This is a genomic window from Bacillus sp. Hm123 (genome assembly GCF_051842975.2).
Classification (GTDB): Bacteria; Bacillota; Bacilli; order Bacillales; family Domibacillaceae; genus Bacillus_CE.
The window spans coordinates 2,497,941-2,516,140 of the sequence record NZ_CM200277.1; the positions used below are offsets into that span (position 1 = coordinate 2,497,941).

Genomic DNA, 18,200 nt, shown 5'->3' on the forward strand with positions numbered 1-18,200 from the left:
AATTTTATCTTTTTTGTTTAAGAGGTAAGCTAACGACGAAGCAACTGCCTTTGCCGACTTCACTATATACATGAACTTCCCCTCGATGCATCGCCACAATCCGCTGCACGATGGATAAGCCGATGCCATTGCTCGCCTTTTCTGTCCTAGACGTATCCGCTCGATAAAATCGCTCAAAAATATGCCGCTGATCTTCATCGGCTATTCCAGGTCCTGTGTCCTCTATCCCTACTTGCACCCGCTCTCCTTTTCGCCGTAACCAAATTCGAATCGTTCCGCCTTGGTGATTATATTTAATACTATTTTGCAATAAATTCATCCACACTTGATAAAGCAGATCACGATCAGCTTCAATTGTTGCTTTTGGCAATTTAATCTCAAGCTCCAACGCTTTTTCCAACCATTGAGGCTCCATTTTCAAAATTAAACTACGTATTTGTTCATCTAGAGCATAGGAAACTAGGTGAAAAGGATGTTGATCAGATTCTAACGAGGCGAGACTAAGTAAATTGCTACATAACCTTGATAATCGTTCGCTTTCCTGTTCAATCACTTCACTGAATTCCATTCGATCGACTTCCGATAAACCATCGCGCTTCAACGCTTTAGAAAACCCTCGAATAGAGGTAAGCGGCGTTTGAATTTCATGGGAAACGTCAGAAATAAAGTTGCGGCGCATTTCTTCAAGACGGCTTAAATCTTTCGCCATGGAGTCTATGCTTCTAGCGAGCGTTCCGATTTCATCTTTTCGCTTCGAGTGCAACTGCACATCAAATTGTCCTTTAGCAAGCTTCTTCGTGGCATTCGTCATTTTCGTCAGCGGGTGAACGATGTAACGAGAAACAACTAAAATTAACAGTGCCCCAAGGACAATCGCAACGAACAAGCCAATGTTTAATATTCGATAAAAATCGGTCGTCAGTCCTTTATCATCAATGTAGACAAATGCCGCATATCGCTCGCCTTCCATATCGAAAGGAAGCCCCATCGTCATATAGCCAAAAATATTTTTTTCGCTTTTATATGTCTCCCCCTCTTGAACAGATCGAACAAGATCCTCGGGAATCTTTTCTGGCTTTCCTTCTTCACCGCCAAATACTTGAACATTCCCTGCTTCATCGTATAGTTGAATGCGTAAATACAACGATTCTAGCAATTGACTATATTCCTGCTTTAACAACTGCTTATCAGGAACCATTTTGTAAATCTGTATAAAGCTTTCCCCTTGCTCTAGTAGCATTTTATCTTGCTCTTTACTATATTTTTCATCCATAAAAAAATTCACTGTGACGACTCCCGCCACAAGACTAATAATAAAAATTAAAATATAAATAAGCGTCATTCTCGTATATAGCGTTTTCATGCTATCACTTCTAAACGGTATCCGAGTCCACGAACCGTCACAATTTTAAAATGTTCATCCATTTGCCTCGTTCGCTCACGAATTCGCTTGATGTGAACATCAACGGTACGCTCATCTCCTTCATAATCCATCCCCCAAATTTGCTCGATTAGTTGAGCACGAGTGAAAATTTTTCCTGGGTAGCTAGCTAAACGAAATAATAACTCAAACTCCTTTTGTGGGAGCACAATTGATTGATCGTTCATTGAAATGCTCAAGGCTAATTTATCGAGTAATGCGCTCCCTAGCTGGAGGTGGTGAGACCAGCTAATCCGGTATCTTCTTAATAAAGCTTTTACGCGCATCACAAGCTCCATCGGATCAAACGGCTTCACGATATAATCATCCGCTCCATTTTGAAAGCCATTTAATTTATCGATCCGCTCTCCTTTAGCGGTGACCATTAAAATCGGTAGCTGTGAAAAGGTGCGCACTTCCTTACAAACCTCGATCCCATCCATTTTCGGCATCATAATATCTAATACGAGTAATTCCGGCTGAAGCTCAAATAGTTTATTAAGCGCTTCTTGCCCATCATAAGCTTGAATGACTTCAAACCCTTCAGGCTCTAAATAAATTTTCAACAACCGTTGAATATTAGGATCATCCTCAGCCACTAAAATCCGCACCATGGGTCTATTCCCCCTACTGTTTTCTTCCATCATACCGTAACAACATGAACTATATGTGAACAAATTTCCATTGTTGGAAATAAAAAAACCGACACCTTACCATATAGATGATAAGACATCGGATTCCATTTCCACTCTTCATTTAGTTGACATATAACTTTTCTGCCTTTTCATTAACCGTACAAGCAAGCCAGTCGCAACCATCATCAACAGGCTAGATGTATAGACGGCACTCGGAACGGTCATCATATCGGTTAACACGCCACCAAGCAGAGGACCAATAATCATCGCAAACGCAAACAGCATATTAAAAAAAGCATACGCCGTTCCATATTCATCCCCATCACCGCCATTGTCATCGACTACCTCGCCTAATGCCGAAAGAGTCGGAGAAAGAGTAAAGCCAGCTGCTCCTCCAATGGTGATACCTGCAAACACAAGCACCCATATCGAGGTACTGATCACAAGAAACGGCAACGATAACGCCATCCAAATTAGACCGATCATCATAATTTTATAGGGATTATATTTGCTAGAGAGAGAACCGGAAATCGGCGAGAATACACTGTAGGCAATCGTCATCACACCGAATAACAAGCCAATCGCTTGGGCATCCATGCTTAAATTGTTAGCGGCATATACCGGCAGTACTGGCTCTAGCATCGTGATCATTCCTTCGCCGATCAAAATGACCGCCGTAATCCATCTCACTTCTCTCACTTTTAATAAGGAAAGAATGCCACTTTGTGATTGAGATGGTGTACGCTTCGGTTCTTTTAATAAAAATAAAGTCACCAGAAAAATGATCAGATTGCATATAATCGTTACAACAAATGGTAATTGATAACCACCTAAATTAAATAGCCAGCCGCCAACAGGCGCACCGAGCAACGTTCCCGCCGACACAGCTGATAAAGCAAAGCCCATGATCGGTCCTCTGCTTTTCCCCGGAAATAAGTCAGCAAGCAAGGCAAAGCCAGCTGTCCACGAAGCACCAGCCGCCACACCTTGAATAAAACGAGCAATGATTAACATCCACATATGCTCCGAAACGATAAATAACAGCGTGGAAATAATAAGCGCAAAAATCCCTACTAGCATGGGGATTTTTCGACCAACCTTATCGGATAGTCGTCCTAAAAAAGGAGTAGCGATTAACAATCCGACCGCATAGGTACTAAATAAGACGCCCATCATCGTCGCAGTCGGTTGATACGTTTGATCAATATAAGGAGTAATCGGCACAAGCAAGCTATACATAATCATATCGGTAAACAGCACAGCAATTACAACGAAAAGCCCTGTCTTTTGCAAGTTTGTCCATTCTTTTTTCATTTGAGTCTCTCCTATTTATCTAGCCATTCATGAAAAAAACTTCCTTATTCACAGGAAGTTTTTTCAATTAGATTAAGCGAGAAAAAATAAATAAATTATGCCGATGACGAAAAAGCCCCCGCCCACTACGAGTAACACTTTTGCTAAAGTTTCCATCGCTTCACTACTCTCCTTATCATAATAAAGCTGCGCCAATGACATAGGATAGACCGATAGAGATGACCATAGAGATAAACCCAACTGCGCGATTGTCTTTTTCAATCTCCTCATCAATTTTAAAATGCGGGGTTAAAAATTCAAACATAAAGTAACCGATAAGCAGAAGCGAGAAACCACATACACCCCATCCTACCATCGCAAGCAACGAATCGTTATGCAAAATGGAATGGCGAAAAATATTCGAAATCCCGAATATTTTTCCACCTGTGGCCAGCGCTACAGCCATATTTCCTTTTTTGATTTCTTCCCAATTACGATACTTTGTCACAAGCTCAAACACAGCTAGAAATAAAATTACACAGACAATAACGACACTGATATATCCGGCAAGCTGAACAAAATTATTTTCCCAGAATCGGTTCATCCTCGCAATGTCCCTCCATTATGCCTTACTTGAGCTCAACAACGGTTACGCCGCTGCCACCTTCTCCTGCTTCACCGAAACGAGTGCGTTTAACAGAGCGATGATTCTTCAAATACTCTTGTACGCCTTTTCTTAAAGCACCGGTCCCTTTCCCGTGAATAATGGACACGCGAGAATAGCCGGCAAGTAAAGCATCATCAATATATTTCTCTACTTTTAACAAGGCATCCTCATAACGCTCCCCTCGAAGATCCAGTTCAAGGTTCACATGAAAATCCTTTCCGCGAAGAGTCGCCATCGGCTTCGGCTCGGCTTTTTTCTCCGATTTGATCCACTCTAAATCCGATTCCTCTACCTTCATTTTCATAATGCCCATTTGGACGTGCCATTCCTTCTCTCCGCTTTTTTCAAGAAGATGACCTTTTTGGCCGAAGCTTAAAACTTTCACTTCATCGCCTGGTTTGAATGTGCGTGCTGTAGATGCCGTTTTTTTCTTCTTCGGCTTTGTTGTCTCTGGAACGGCTTCTTCAAGACGACGCTTCGCTTCAATTAATTCATGCTCTTTAATGTTTGCGCGCTGTTCTAGCTGCATTTTGCGTAAATCCTTCATCACGGCTTCCGCTTCCGCTTTTGCTTGTTCGATGATCGCCGCTGCTTTTTCACGCGCTTTTTCCGCTAATTCTTCTTCATGCGCATAGAAATGTTGCATTTGCTTTTGCATATCTTGATGAAGTTTTTCTGCCGTTTTTAAATAATCGCGTGCTTCCTTCTCTTGTTCTTCTGCCTTCTTACGACTTTGTTCAAGTGAAGCAATCATTCGGTCGACTTCATTTGTATCTGCGCCAATTAAGCTCCTCGCCTGATCAATAATATCGAGATTTAACCCAAGACGCTTCGAAATTTCAAAAGCATTGCTTCGTCCTGGCACTCCTATTAACAGTCGATACGTCGGGCTTAACGTTTCCACATCAAATTCCACGCTCGCATTAATGACGCCTTCACGATTATAGCCATATGCCTTTAATTCAGGATAATGCGTCGTGGCAATCACTCGCGCCCCACGGCGATGGACTTCATCCAAAATCGAAATCGCTAGAGCCGCTCCCTCTTGTGGGTCCGTTCCTGCTCCTAACTCATCAAACAGAACTAAACTTTCATGATCGACTTCTTGTAAAATGTCGACGATGTTCACCATATGAGATGAGAACGTACTTAAGCTTTGTTCAATGGACTGCTCATCGCCAATATCAGCAAAGATAGACTGGAAAACTGCTGTTTCAGAACCATCAAGTGCCGGAATCGGTAGTCCGGCTTGCGCCATTAACGTCGTTAGTCCGACCGTTTTTAACGTCACCGTTTTTCCGCCTGTATTCGGTCCGGTGATAACAATCGTGTTGAATTCTTTTCCAAGCTCTACATCACTCGGTACAGCTTCATCCATCGGCAAGAGCGGATGTCTCGCTTTATGTAAGCGAATGTAGCCATCAGGGTTGACGTTCGGCTTCGATCCTTTAATCGTCTTGCCGTACTTTGCTTTCGTAAACATAAAGTCTAACTCACCAAGTAAACCCGTTAAATGATAGAGCTCAGACCCGTGCAGTTCAACTTCCGCCGTCAACTCGCTGAAAATCCGTTCGATTTCTAACGCTTCTTTCAACTTCAATTCCCGGACTTGATTGTTCATTTCCACCACTGATTCCGGCTCAATAAATAATGTCTGTCCAGAAGAAGATTGATCATGAACAATACCACCGTAATGGCCACGATATTCCTGTTTCACCGGAAGCACATAGCGATCGTTTCGAATCGTAATAATGGCATCCGACAGCATTGTTTGCGCGTTTTTTCCTCGGATTAAGCTTTCTAGCTTGCTGCGAACGCGGCTTTCATTCGCTCGCAATTGCTGGCGAATATGTCTTAATGCATCACTCGCGGAGTCTAATACGCCTCCATGCTCATCGACCGTATGTTTAATTCGATGCTCAAGCGGAGTTAACACTGGAATCCGTTCTTCTTTTTCTGAAAGGATCGGTAGTTGCTCTCCTTCTTCCATCAATCCAATAATGAAATTTTTCATCATTCGACCTGCATAAATCGTACTGGCGATTTGGACAAACTCCATTCCATTGAGCATGCCGCCAATTTGTGAGCGTTTCACATGCGGACGGATGTTGTAAATACCGCCAAGCGGCGCATGCCCTTTCATCCGCAACACTTGAGCGGCTTCATCTGTTTCTTCCTGCAAACGAACGACTTCTTCATAAACAAGTGCCGGCATTAACGCTTCTGCTTGCTCTCTTCCTAACGAAGACGCTGCGTGTTCCGCTAATTGCTGCTTAATTTTGTCAAACTCAAGAGTCGCTAATACTTTTTTATTCACGGAAAAAATTTCCTCCCACTTATCTATTTAAAAAAGCTAAGAAATCGGCTTTACTGTACGTGTTGATGACCGTTTCTGGACGAAGCCACCCTTTACGGCCAGCCTTCACACCGACCTCCATAAAGTTAAGATGTTCAATAGCATGAGCATCGGTATTAATGATCACTTTCACACCTGCTTCTTGCGCTTGGCGAAGGTGCTCGGCGCATAAATCAAGCCGATGCGGATTCGCATTTAATTCCAGAGCGGTGTTCGTTTCCTTCGCCAATTGAATCAACATCTCCATATCGACAGCATAGCCTTCTCGACGGCCGATAATTCTGCCTGTCGGGTGCGCAATCAGATCGACATGCGGATTACTTAACGCCGTTTTTAAACGGTCCATAATGATGTTTTCAGCTTGAGAAAAACTAGAGTGAATCGACGCAATTACAAAATCGAGCTCACTTAATAGCTCATCTTCATAATCTAACGTTCCATCCGGCAAAATATCCATTTCAATACCTGATAAAATTTCAATATCATCGTATTTGGCATTTAATCGGCGAATTTCTTCGTTTTGCTTTAATAGCCGTTCAATCGATAACCCATTGGCGACTTTTAAATAACGAGAATGATCGGTGATCGCCATATATTCATAGCCCTTAGCTCGACACGCTTCAACCATTTCTTCAATCGAATTGGCTCCATCTGACCATGTCGTATGCATATGAAGATCGCCTTTGATTTGCTTCTCATCTAATAAGCTTCCCTCTTCTGTGAATCGCTCCACTTCCATACCATCTTCTCGAATTTCAGGTGGAATCCACGGCAAGTCAAAATGATGGTAGAAATCTGCTTCAGATTGAAATGTTTTTATTTCGCCTGTTTCGTTATTTTCTACTCCATACTCACTGATTTTTTCCCCACGCTCTTTCGCTAGCTGACGCATGCGAACGTTATGGTCTTTTGAACCGGTGAAATGATGAAGAGTAGAGGCAAATTCCGCTTCTGTCACAATCCGAAAATCAACAGAAACATCCCACTCCCCATCGAGGACAACGGATACTTTTGTATCTCCGCCGGCAATGATTTCTTTAATATTCGGCAGTTCTAATAATTGCTCCTTCACGGTCGCCGCTTCTTTTGTCGCGATGATAAAATCTAAATCTTTAATCGTTTCTCGCAAACGACGTAAGCTGCCCGCTCGTGAAAATTTCTCTATCTCGCGCATCGACGCAAGCTCTGCTTCAACCGACTCCGCCACTGTTAACATATAAGAAATCGGCAATCGTTCTGGTCGCTGTCCAACGTTCGCAATCGCGGCTAAAATTTTCTCCTCTGTTTTGGCTCCAAACCCAGTTAGACCGCGCACACTCTGATTTTCACACGCCGCCTTTAATTCATCGACATTTGTAATTTCAAGTTCTTTATAGAGCTTGGCAATTTTTTTGCCGCCAAGTCCTGGAAGCTGCAATAACGGAATTAAACCAGCTGGCACCTCTTCTTGAAGCTCGGCCAAAACGGTCGATTGACCTGTTTCACGATATTCTTCAATCACCGTTGCTGTCCCTTTTCCAATTCCGGCAAGCTTTGTCACATCATCGATTTCGGTTAAGCTTCTTTCATCATTTTCTAAAGCTGCAGCTGCCTTACGAAACGCTGATATTTTAAACGGATTATCTCCTTTTAATTCCATATATATCGCAATTTTTTCTAACAAACGAATAATATCTTTTTTATTGATCATAATGGGTCACCATGCTTTCCAAATGACTATCTTCCTTATATACTAGCAGAAAAGCTAGATAAAATAAAAACTTCTCTACTAAAAAGAGAAGTTGTTCACATAACTCATTGGATCAAACGTTTTTAATGCTTCTGATAAATAAGGTGTGTCATGAAGAATATAAGTAGCAATCGTGGACTGGGCCACTAGCTGTTGAATGTCATTTCCTGCAAACAAAGCTCCAACATAAAGCAAAACAAATAAAACGAGGTACACTTCCGCAAACCCGAGAAGTCCCCCACCAATTTTATTGATCTCCTTTATAAGAGGGATTTTCGCCAGCATATTGACAAAAGACGCTACAATCGATAAAGCGACTTTCACAAGAAAAAATAAAAGGATAAAAGCTATTGTGCCATAATAAAAGGCTTCAAAATGATCCGGGATGTATTGAAAGATCGGCGTATCCTCAATCGGTGGCATCGGAATCCATTGAAGCATTGGTGCCACTTGTTCACGCATAGAAATCGCCACAATAACAGCGATAATTGTGCCTACCATGTGAAACACTTGCAAGATAAAGCCTCGCTTTAACCCTATGGCAATTCCTGCTAATAAAAATATGAATAAAATAATATCAATCATTGAGGTCAATCCTTTAATTTTTTTAATTCTTCTTTTAGTTGTTCCACTTCTTCTTGAAGCTTCAAATAGTCATGAACGGTATTCACAGCGGTTAATACAGCGATTTTATTTAAGTCTAGCATTGGATTCTTTACGCTGATTTCACGCATTTTTTCGTCGACCATATTGGCCACTTCACGAATATGGCTTTTCGATTCTGTCCCGATAATAGTATAATGATGTCCACGTATTTCTACGGTAATTCGAGTTTTTTCTCTACCTTGCAATTTGAATGGCCTCCATTCTAAAGAATCCTAACTGTTATCATACCACGAGTATTATTGTGTGAAAAGTCGAAACTATAAAGGGGGATTTTCATTGAACCATACTGTATTAAAAGTTACTAACCGGACGCTTGAAGAGATGAAAAAGCATTACGCAGGTGCTGCTACTGGAAAATTACCAACAGGCGCTGTATTTGCTGCTAAAACGAGCAATTGTTCAATCACAGGCTACCGTTCAGGCAAAGTGTTGTTTCAAGGAAAAGGAGCGAGCACAGAAGCCGCTCGCTGGAGTGGAGAAACCGCCGCTCCCGTCCAAAAGAAAAAAACAGCTACAAACACCTTGCCAGCTAATTTTCACTCATTGTCCGTCATCGGCAGTGATGAAGTCGGAACGGGTGATTACTTCGGCCCGATGACGGTCGTTGCAGCATTTGTGAAAAAAGAGCAAATTGCTATGCTCCAAGCGATCGGTGTTCAAGACTCCAAAAACTTAACCGATGCCCAAATTATCAATCTAGCGAAGCAAATCGTCAAAATAATTCCTTACAGCTTGCTCATTTTACACAACGAAAAATACAATGAACTACAAATGCAAGGAATGTCACAAGGAAAAATTAAAGCATTGCTTCACAACCAAGCATTGATCAAGCTCAATGAAAAAATCTTGCCTGATCGCCCTGAAGCAGTATTAATCGACCAGTTTGCTGAAAAAACAACGTATTACCGCTATTTAAAAGAACAGAAACGAATTTTTCAAGAAAATGTCTACTTCAGCACAAAAGGAGAAAGCGTTCATCTCGCTGTTGCCGCAGCCTCGATCATCGCTCGCTACGCATTTGTGAAAGAGATGGACAAATTAAGCAAAGAAGCAGGCTTCACGATTCCTAAAGGAGCAGGTAGCCAAGTCGACGTTGCCGCAGCCCGCTTAATTCACGAAAAAGGAGAAGCCGCCCTCCTTCATTTTACGAAACGGCATTTTGCTAATACGGAAAAAGCAAAGAAACTCGTCAACAGAAGATAATACGGGAATGGCTGGCTCATTAACAGGGTCAGCCTATTTATAGAAGAAGAGGGTGTCCAAAAAAGTCGAAGAAACCGTTCGTAAAGTCAAAGAAGCCTCCAGAAAATCAGTGAAAACTGACTTTCTGGATAGCTTCTCAAATTTATTCCATATTAACAGGCTACGAAAAAACAATCATCGACCTTTCACTTTATACTTTAAATCGTCGCACAAGTGTATTTAGCTTCTCTGCAAGACTTGCCAATGAATCCGCATTTCTGGAAATTTCCTGCATCGAGATGGTCGATTGTTCGGACGAAGCCGCTGTTTGTTCAACTCCCGCCGCTGTTTCTTCTGAAATGGAAGCGATGCTAGTGATCGCTCCTTCCATCTCTTCTGTTTCTTGTACAATTCCAGATAAATCGTTTGTAACAGCTTGAATTTTGTAAGTAATGTCTTCAATAGAAGATGTAATGGTGTCGAAAGCTTCACCTGTTTGTTTGATTTGAATCGTTCCTTCATCTACTAATTCAAAGCTTTCCTCAAGAGAACGAACGACTGATCCGGTTTCACTTTGAATCGCTGTCACAATATCGGTAATTTCCGTTACAGAATTCCCCACTTGTTCAGATAACGCTCGAACTTCTCCCGCCACGATCGCAAAGCCTTTGCCGTGCTCGCCAGCTCTAGCTGCTTCAATCGCTGCATTTAAAGCTAGCATATTCGTTTGTTCAGAAACTGCTGAAATCACTTGTACTAACTGGGAGATCTCTTTTGTATGTTCATATAGGCTTTGCACTTTTGTTACAGCCTCTTTCACATTTTCATCAATGACATTCATTTTCGTCACGGACTCCACCATCAATTGATTCCCTTGCTTTGATAATGCTAAAACATCCTCTGATACATCCGATACTTTTATACTATTTCCATTCGCATCTTGAATATTGCTCATAAACTTCTTCATGGAATCCGACAATTCCGTCGTTGTACGAGCTTGTGATTCTACCACTTTAGCTAATTCTTCCATCGTGGAAGATATTTGCAAACTACCTTCTCCTACCTCTTGTGACGACTGTGTCAACTCTTCACTTTGACTAGCCACTATATCCGATACTTCTTGAATGTCCATCGTCATCGTCCGAATTTCCTTGTTCATGTCATTGATTGAATGAACTAATTCTCCGACTTCATCTTTCGTAGTTGCTTGTAAATCTTCCTGTGTTAAATCGCCACTCGAAACCTCTTTCATTCTAGTTACAGCACGAATAATTGGCTTTGTTAAAGAGTTAGCAATATAAACAGCGATCACTATCCCAAGAATGACAACAGCAGCCACAATCGTTTTGACCATAAAAGCGATCTTGTCTCCAGACTGCACTACGTTTTCTCCTTGCTGCTTAATTTCTCCCTCTCTTTTTTCAGCCATTTGATTCAATTCTTGCATAATCTCTTGGCCGAGCGGAGCGACTTTATTATCTAAGTTTTTCAATGCTGCTTCTTTGTTCCCTTGATCATACAGGGTAAATACCTCTTCGGTGAGCAAATTTCGCCATTGTATACTTTTCTGTACTAATTCTTTCGTAGCCGCTGAGTGATTGATCGCAAGCAATTCTTCTTGAAGCTGCTTACTCTCTTCTGTATAACGATCAAATTCGTCTCGGAAGCTTTGATTTTCTAAAAGAAGATAACCGCGAGCAGCTGAAATTCGTTGAGATATATTGAATCTTAATTTTTCATCTAACATTAGCAAAGGAAGATCTTTTTGAATGACCTCTTCAGAATCCTTGTTAATAGAAGATAAAGACACAATGTTAAAAATACCCATAATAAGCGTCAGTCCGATAATAACGAAAAATGCGCTTAAAATCTTGGCCTTCAAACTTTTCATTGTTTTTCCACCTTTCAAACCACATCTATCTACCTATCTTAAACATCTATTCTATCAGATAACCTATATAGTTGTTAAGATTTCCAAGACGAACGTTTGGAAAAATGGGGATAAATATTCTCTCCATGCAAAAAAAGAAGATACCCTTATTAGAGTATCTTCTAAATAAAGCAACTAAATTAGCTGCGCAATTCAGCACCGGCTTTTTCTTTCAATGCTTCAAGAACACCGTTGTGGACGTTGACTACTTCTTCATCTGTCAGTGTTTTGGCCGGGTCTACGTATGTTAATGTGAAGGCAACAGATTTTTTATCTGGCTCCATATGCTCGCCTTCGTATAGATCAAATACGTGAACGCCTTTCAGTAAGTCACCGCCTGCTTCCTCGATGACCGCTTGCAGTGCTTCTGCTTCTGTTTGATGATCAACAACGAGTGCGATATCGCGAGTAATCGATGGGAAACGTGGAATCGGCTCGTAAGCCACCGCTTCTTTTTCCGCTCCAAGAAGGGCGTTCAATTTTAATTCGAACACGTACGTTTCTTTTACATCGAGATCTTTCGCTTGCTGTGGATGCACTTGACCGATAAATCCGATAAATTGACCGTCTAATTCAACAGCCGCTGTACGTCCTGGATGCATGCCTTCAATGTCTGCTTTTTTATAAGCGATACGCTTCTCTAAGCCTAAACGAGCAAACAATCCTTCAAGTACACCTTTCGCTACGAAGAAATCGACCGCCTTCTTTTCTCCTTGCCAAGCGTTTTCTTCCCATAGCCCAGTGATAACACCAGCTACATGCTCGCGTTCAAAAGGTAATTCACCCTCTACTTCTTTTAAGAACACAGAACCTACTTCATAAAGCGCTAGTGAGTCCATTTGACGGGCGTTGTTATAAGCAACAACCTCCAGTAATTGTGGAATAAGGCTTAAACGTAAAAATGCACGCTCTTCACTCATCGGCATCGCTAAAGCAACTGGCTCACGAGTTTCTAATGCGTATTGAGTTGATTTTTTCTCACTCGTTAAAGAGTAAGTGATTGCTTGGTTTAAGCCTGCCCCTTCTAAATAACGGCGAACGACGCGACGCTTTAATTGATAATCAGTTAATCGGCCCGGTTTTGATTCACCTGTTGGAAGCGTCGTTGGCAAATGATCGTATCCATACATACGCGCCACTTCTTCCACTAAATCTTCTGGGATCGTGATGTCACCGCGGCGAGTTGGAACCGTAACAATGAATTCATTATTATCTGTCTGTACTTCAAACTGCAAACGACGGAAAATATCTTCCACTTCAGCTACTTGTAAATCCGTCCCGAGGACACGATTCAATTTTTCAAGCGTAATAGAAACGACTTTCGGCTCTGCGGCCATTTCTCCTGCGACGACACGACCAGAAAGCACTTCTCCACCCGCTAGCTCGACCATTAATTGAGTTGCACGATCAGCTGCTGCTTGCACGCGATTCGGGTCCACGCCTTTTTCAAAACGAGCACTTGCTTCTGAACGAAGACCGTGATCTTTGGACGCTTGACGCACACGTTGACCGTCAAAATAAGCTGATTCAATTAGAACGGTTGTCGTATCAGCTTGCACTTCAGAGTTCGCACCACCCATGACACCCGCAATCGCGACTGGCTCTTGGCCGTTTGTAATCACTAAATGCTCAGCCGATAATGTACGTTCTGCCTCATCCAATGTAACGATTTTTTCGCCTGCTTGAGCGCGGCGAACAACGATTTCTTTTGACCCTAAACGATCATAATCAAACGCATGAAGCGGTTGACCGTACTCTAATAAAATATAGTTCGTAATGTCAACAACATTGTTATGTGGACGAATACCAGCCGCCATTAAGCGAGTTTGCAACCAAAGTGGAGATGGCGCAATGTTGATATTTTTCACGATGCGAGCGATATAAAGTGGGGTATCCTCTTTCGCTTCAATGCGAATGTCGATCTGTCCTTCTGCTTTTTCGCTCACTTCTTGCACGTCTGTCGCAGGAAGCTTGACGCTTGTGCCAAGAATCGCTGCCACTTCATAAGCAACACCTAACATGCTTAAGCAGTCGGAACGGTTTGGGGTTAACCCAAGCTCTAACACTTCATCATGTAAGTTCAACTGCTCAAGAGCGTCTTCTCCTGGTGTCACTTCATTCGGGAAGACGAAAATTCCTTCTGAAAATTCTTTCGCTACTAGCTTACTTTCGATACCAAGCTCTTGTAGCGAGCAAATCATGCCGTGTGAAGCTTCACCACGTAGCTTTGCTTTTTTAATTTTGAAATTGCCAGGAAGAACAGCGCCTACTTTTGCGACAACGACTTTTTGACCTTTATCCACGTTGGCTGCACCACAAATAATTTGAACCGGCTCTTCCTCACCGACATCGACTAAACATTTATTTAATTTATCAGCATTCGGATGCTGTTCACGCTCAAGCACATGACCGACAACGACATTTTTAATGCCTTCGCCTAAGTGCTCGACTCCTTCTACTTCAATTCCGCTACGGGTAATTTTCTCTGCTAATTCTTTTGCTGGCATTCCGCCAAGATCAACGTACTCGCTTAGCCATTTATATGAAACGAACATTGTTATTTCCCTCCTAATTATTCATGTACCGAAAATTGTTTTAAAAAGCGTAAATCATCTGTATAAAATAGACGAATATCATCAATGCCATATTTCAACATTGCAATTCGTTCCGCTCCCATACCAAACGCAAAGCCTGTATATTTCTTCGAGTCGTAACCGGCCATTTCAAGGACGTTCGGATGTACCATACCTGCTCCTAACACTTCGATCCAACCCGTTTGCTTACAAATGTTACAGCCTTTACCGCCGCACATACAGCTAACATCGACTTCTACTGATGGCTCAGTGAATGGGAAGAAGCTTGGGCGTAGACGGATTTCACGATCTTCACCGAACATTTTTTTCGCAAAAGCTTGAAGCGTGCCTTTTAAATCACCCATACTAATGTTTTCATCAACGACAAGACCTTCAATTTGCATAAATTGATGAGAATGTGTCGCATCGTCATTGTCGCGGCGGAATACTTTTCCTGGACAAATGATCTTTACTGGGCCTTTTTCTGTATTGTTTTCCATCGTGCGTGCTTGCACAGGAGATGTGTGTGTACGAAGTAGAATATCTTCTGTGATATAGAAAGAATCCTGCATATCGCGTGCCGGATGACCTTTCGGAAGGTTCAATGCTTCAAAGTTATAGTAATCCTTTTCCACCTCTGGCCCTTCTGCGACAGCATAGCCCATGCCGATAAATAAATCTTCAATTTCCTCGACTACGCGTGTTAACGGGTGGTGGTTGCCTGTTTTCACTGGACGACCTGGAAGTGTAATGTCGATCGTTTCTTTAGCTAATTGTGCTTGAATCGCTTGTTGCTCTAATGTCGTTTGCTTTGCTTCGATCGCTGAAGCAATCGCTCCGCGCACTTCATTAGCCAGTGCCCCCATCTTCGGACGTTCTTCCGCCGATAATTTTCCCATGCCTTTCAATACTTCTGTCACAGGTCCTTTTTTTCCTAAATAAGCGACACGAACGTCATTCAGCTGTTTTAAATCAGCGGCTGTTTCAATTTGCGCCAGCGCCTCTGTTTGTAATTGCTTTAATTGCTGTTCCACAGTGTAATTCCTCCTTTTTTGTTGGCAAAAAGCGGTTTCGGATCGTAAACACAAAAAAGCCCCGTCTCCCGAAAAGGGACGAGGCTTTGGTCGCGGTACCACCCTTATTAACATGCTTAAATACATGTTCACTTCATTGATGTAACGGTTCTTCACCGGGGCATTTTTACGCTGATGGCGGTCCTAATGCCGGCTCAAGAGGTGAACTTCGCTTACCGTTTCATAAAAGTGCTTCCAGTCTGCGGCACTTTCTCCCTGAAAAAAACTAATATAAACTACTCTTCTCTATCATTGCCTTTTGCCTTATACAATTTGTTCTCATTATAGTACATTTTCACTCAAAAGTTCAAACATTTTTCAATGAATGTTTAAAATGATACAGCAACACACCAGCTGCCACCGCCACGTTCAACGATTCGCTACCGCCGTAGATCGGAATAAATACATTACTTGTCGTCTCGGCTAACAGCGCTTCGTTCACACCGCCACCTTCATTTCCAACAAGAAGAGCGAAGGCATCTTGCACTTCCGCTTCCCGATAATCGACTGCTTGTTGTAAAGACGTACCAAACACCGGAATTTGCTGATTTTTTAATTGTTGAATCGCTTCATCGAGCGGCATTTGAATAAGCGGCAAATGAAAATGACTACCTTGCGCGGCACGAAGCACTTTCGGATTGTACGGATCGGCACAGCCTGTTCCTAAAATCACACCATCTAGCCCCGAGGCATCCGCTGTGCGAATCATCGTCCCGATATTACCTGGATCTTGCACTGCATCAATGAGTAAATACGTACGACCGATGAAAGACTCAGGCAATGGACGTTTGCGACAAACGGCAAACACTCCTTGGTTCGTTTCTGTATCGGCAAGCTCCTTCGTAACCTCCGCTGTCACCATCGTCATTTCAACCCCATCCATATTCCAATGGGCAGGTAAAGAAATATCTTCTGATACAACGACTTCCACAATCTCTTCTTTATGATTTAACGCCTCTTCCACTAAATGAAGACCTTCTAGCAAATATAGTCCTGTTTTTTCTCGCTCTTTTTTCGTTAACAGCTTCTTCCACTGCTTCACTTGAACATTTTTCGTTGATTGAATAAATTTCACTTTTTCCGCTCCTTTAATGCATAGGGATTTTCGTTTCATTATAGCTTATTTTTTTCGCATATTAAATGAAAGCTCAGGAGAAAATAATAAAGACTATGGGAAAAGGAGCGATTTGGATGAACTTTAATTTGCGGCAAGCAGTATTAAATAATGTTACAGGCAGTTCCCAACAACAACTAGAACAAACGATTGTCGATGCGATTCAGCGAAATGAAGAAAAGATGCTTCCGGGTCTTGGCGTATTGTTTGAGGTATTTTGGCAGCACGCTGAAGAACAGGAGAAGCAGCATATGCTACAAACATTAGAGACGGGATTAAAACAATAAAGTGAAACTTCAATCAGTGGGGGGGTTTCTTCATCCCCCACTGATTGTTAGTTGAACCAATCGGGCTTTTACGGGCTGTTGATCTCCTACCTACACGCCTGCGCTTTTTCTGCCCTGTTGAGGTGGGAGTCTTACAGCCCGTTAATGCGGGATAAATTTAGAAAGGGCAGTCAGGTTTCTCCTGATCGCTCTTTTTTTGTGTGTAACGATGAGGAGAATGTGCGATTGATTCAAGATAACTCACCTATACTCGGTGCTTGTTTAAACATAAGATACAGAAAGGTGTTCTTAATGTATACGATGATTAAGTAATACCTTTTATGCACTCGAAAAAGGAGGGGATATTATGGCTTATAAATCAAGGAAGCGTAAAAAAAGATGTTCTAACAGCTGTATTGATAAGATGTGTTTCTACAAACCAAAATATGTAACAATCTCTTGTGGAGATGACCATCATCAGACAAAAGAAAAAAAATGCGGGTGCTCTGACTAATCGCTAGATTGCAAGAAAAGCAAACACTGATCGTCATTTTACCAATAAATATGCGATTGATTCGAGGTATTTATCTATACGCAACGTTTGTTTAAACATAAGATAAAGTAAAGAAGCTTAACAGCCTTCTTTCAAAGGAGGTGAAAACTCATGGGTTCTAAATCACATGGACACAAACACGGATCTTTCAACCCTTGTATCCACAAAATTAAGATTAAAAAAGTGAAATATTTAACAGTTAATTGTAAAGATTGTGGCGGTTACGGAGGATATTCCAATTCCGAGGACTGAGAAGATGAATAAAGAAAAAGCAGGCAATTTGTTTGTCTGCTTTTCTTTTTGAAAGCCCATTTCTTCATCCTTTTATCTATTTTGGTTTTTTGTCCAGTTCATGACTACCTTCATCAGAATATAGTAGTCATGAAATATAAGACTAAATGAAAGGATCGAAAATGATGACTATGCCTAAGTTACCAAATGATCTGTACGAAGATCGCGAACATGCAATTAATTCGTTATTAGCTTCTATTGCTTTAGAGGAACTAGCCCTTGCCCATGTAATCAATGCAGAGGCTGAGAAAATTCAAAGGGTAGTTGGGACATTGAAGCCTTACCCAGAGCATCCTCCTTGCTTAGACGATTTATTAGATGTGAATGAAAGCGTACAAGAAACATTACAAAAAGTGATTATTAAAGAAATCATACTATTATTCAAATTAGAAGCTGTTCTCAAAGTCCCTGACCCTTTGGATCTCTTTGATTCCTGTTGTCACGAAGAATAG

General features: G+C 41.8%; 15 protein-coding genes and 1 other annotated feature. Of the genes, 3 read left to right on the top strand and 12 right to left on the bottom strand.

The genetic code is table 11. The features are described 5' to 3' along the window. Nucleotides 1–4 precede the first annotated feature (4 nt). From ACSVDJ_RS13045 to zapA, 8 genes are all read right to left on the bottom strand, one after another. Nucleotides 5–1,363 carry a sensor histidine kinase gene (locus tag ACSVDJ_RS13045; protein WP_439169918.1) on the bottom strand — a complete coding sequence of 453 codons (1,359 nt, stop codon included), beginning with the start codon at nt 1,361–1,363 and terminating at the stop codon, nt 5–7. Next, nucleotides 1,360–2,034, bottom strand: a complete 675-nt coding sequence (locus ACSVDJ_RS13050) for a response regulator transcription factor (RefSeq protein WP_439169917.1) — start codon at nt 2,032–2,034, stop codon at nt 1,360–1,362. Before ACSVDJ_RS13050 ends, ACSVDJ_RS13045 begins: the two co-directional genes overlap by 4 nt. 138 nt (nt 2,035–2,172) lie before the next feature. Then, nucleotides 2,173–3,369: an MFS transporter gene (locus tag ACSVDJ_RS13055; protein ID WP_439169916.1), complete on the bottom strand. Its 1,197-nt coding sequence runs from the start codon at nt 3,367–3,369 to the stop codon at nt 2,173–2,175. A gap of 175 nt (nt 3,370–3,544) precedes the next feature. Further along, nucleotides 3,545–3,952: a DUF350 domain-containing protein gene (locus ACSVDJ_RS13060; RefSeq protein ID WP_439169915.1), complete on the bottom strand. Its 408-nt coding sequence runs from the start codon at nt 3,950–3,952 to the stop codon at nt 3,545–3,547. Nucleotides 3,953–3,977: 25 nt separating this feature from the next. Beyond that, on the bottom strand, nt 3,978–6,332 hold the full coding sequence (locus tag ACSVDJ_RS13065; protein WP_439169914.1) for an endonuclease MutS2: 2,355 nt from the start codon (nt 6,330–6,332) through the stop codon (nt 3,978–3,980). A 19-nt stretch (nt 6,333–6,351) separates the two neighbouring features. Beyond that, the gene (gene polX / locus ACSVDJ_RS13070) at nt 6,352–8,061 is read right to left on the bottom strand and encodes a DNA polymerase/3'-5' exonuclease PolX (RefSeq protein WP_439169913.1); all 1,710 of its coding nucleotides are present in this window, start codon (nt 8,059–8,061) and stop codon (nt 6,352–6,354) included. 78 nt (nt 8,062–8,139) lie between these two features. Further along, complete coding sequence (locus tag ACSVDJ_RS13075) at nt 8,140–8,685, bottom strand: CvpA family protein (protein WP_439169912.1); 546 nt, start codon at nt 8,683–8,685, stop codon at nt 8,140–8,142. A gap of 5 nt (nt 8,686–8,690) precedes the next feature. Beyond that, a complete protein-coding gene (gene zapA, locus ACSVDJ_RS13080) occupies nt 8,691–8,951 on the bottom strand; it encodes a cell division protein ZapA (protein WP_439169911.1) in 261 nt (86 codons plus the stop codon). Between the two features lie 91 nt (nt 8,952–9,042). Here zapA and rnhC point away from each other — a divergent pair, with 91 nt between their 5' ends. Then, nucleotides 9,043–9,969 (top strand): ribonuclease HIII, encoded by a 927-nt coding sequence (rnhC, locus tag ACSVDJ_RS13085; protein ID WP_439169910.1) that lies wholly within the window; start codon nt 9,043–9,045, stop codon nt 9,967–9,969. 190 nt (nt 9,970–10,159) lie between these two features. Here the strand turns inward: rnhC and ACSVDJ_RS13090 are convergent, their stop codons facing one another. The 4 genes from ACSVDJ_RS13090 to ACSVDJ_RS13105 all read right to left on the bottom strand — a co-directional run bounded on the left by ACSVDJ_RS13090 (nt 10,160) and on the right by ACSVDJ_RS13105 (nt 16,599). Continuing rightward, nucleotides 10,160–11,839 carry a methyl-accepting chemotaxis protein gene (locus ACSVDJ_RS13090; RefSeq protein WP_439169909.1) on the bottom strand — a complete coding sequence of 560 codons (1,680 nt, stop codon included), beginning with the start codon at nt 11,837–11,839 and terminating at the stop codon, nt 10,160–10,162. Between the two features lie 179 nt (nt 11,840–12,018). After that, nucleotides 12,019–14,433: a phenylalanine--tRNA ligase subunit beta gene (gene pheT / locus ACSVDJ_RS13095; RefSeq protein WP_439169908.1), complete on the bottom strand. Its 2,415-nt coding sequence runs from the start codon at nt 14,431–14,433 to the stop codon at nt 12,019–12,021. A 17-nt stretch (nt 14,434–14,450) separates the two neighbouring features. Further along, complete coding sequence (gene pheS / locus ACSVDJ_RS13100; protein WP_439169907.1) at nt 14,451–15,485, bottom strand: phenylalanine--tRNA ligase subunit alpha; 1,035 nt, start codon at nt 15,483–15,485, stop codon at nt 14,451–14,453. A 71-nt stretch (nt 15,486–15,556) separates the two neighbouring features. Next, nucleotides 15,557–15,786 (bottom strand) — a binding site (T-box leader). 45 nt (nt 15,787–15,831) lie between these two features. Then, nucleotides 15,832–16,599, bottom strand: coding sequence for a TrmH family RNA methyltransferase (locus ACSVDJ_RS13105; RefSeq protein WP_439169906.1), 768 nt, complete (start codon nt 16,597–16,599; stop codon nt 15,832–15,834). Between the two features lie 116 nt (nt 16,600–16,715). On the opposite strand from ACSVDJ_RS13105, the gene sspI reads away from it, so the two are divergent. Together sspI and ACSVDJ_RS13115 are read left to right on the top strand one after the other, a co-directional pair. After that, entirely contained in the window at nt 16,716–16,925 is a 210-nt protein-coding gene (gene sspI / locus ACSVDJ_RS13110; protein ID WP_094835357.1) for a small acid-soluble spore protein SspI, read from the top strand. Between the two features lie 954 nt (nt 16,926–17,879). After that, nucleotides 17,880–18,200: an alpha-helical endospore appendage domain-containing protein gene (locus tag ACSVDJ_RS13115; protein ID WP_518619028.1), complete on the top strand. Its 321-nt coding sequence runs from the start codon at nt 17,880–17,882 to the stop codon at nt 18,198–18,200.

What these genes read in the sequence shown, in the direction of transcription:
- polX (WP_439169913.1), bottom strand. Translation starts at nt 8,061, where the DNA reads ATGATCAATAAAAAAGATATTATTCGTTTGTTAGAAAAAATTGCGATA.
- ACSVDJ_RS13055 (WP_439169916.1), bottom strand. Translation starts at nt 3,369, where the DNA reads ATGAAAAAAGAATGGACAAACTTGCAAAAGACAGGGCTTTTCGTTGTA.
- ACSVDJ_RS13060 (WP_439169915.1), bottom strand. Translation starts at nt 3,952, where the DNA reads ATGAACCGATTCTGGGAAAATAATTTTGTTCAGCTTGCCGGATATATC.
- ACSVDJ_RS13045 (WP_439169918.1), bottom strand. Translation starts at nt 1,363, where the DNA reads ATGAAAACGCTATATACGAGAATGACGCTTATTTATATTTTAATTTTT.
- ACSVDJ_RS13090 (WP_439169909.1), bottom strand. Translation starts at nt 11,839, where the DNA reads ATGAAAAGTTTGAAGGCCAAGATTTTAAGCGCATTTTTCGTTATTATC.
- ACSVDJ_RS13050 (WP_439169917.1), bottom strand. Translation starts at nt 2,034, where the DNA reads ATGGTGCGGATTTTAGTGGCTGAGGATGATCCTAATATTCAACGGTTG.
- ACSVDJ_RS13115 (WP_518619028.1), top strand. Translation starts at nt 17,880, where the DNA reads ATGCCTAAGTTACCAAATGATCTGTACGAAGATCGCGAACATGCAATT.
- sspI (WP_094835357.1), top strand. Translation starts at nt 16,716, where the DNA reads ATGAACTTTAATTTGCGGCAAGCAGTATTAAATAATGTTACAGGCAGT.
- pheT (WP_439169908.1), bottom strand. Translation starts at nt 14,433, where the DNA reads ATGTTCGTTTCATATAAATGGCTAAGCGAGTACGTTGATCTTGGCGGA.
- ACSVDJ_RS13075 (WP_439169912.1), bottom strand. Translation starts at nt 8,685, where the DNA reads ATGATTGATATTATTTTATTCATATTTTTATTAGCAGGAATTGCCATA.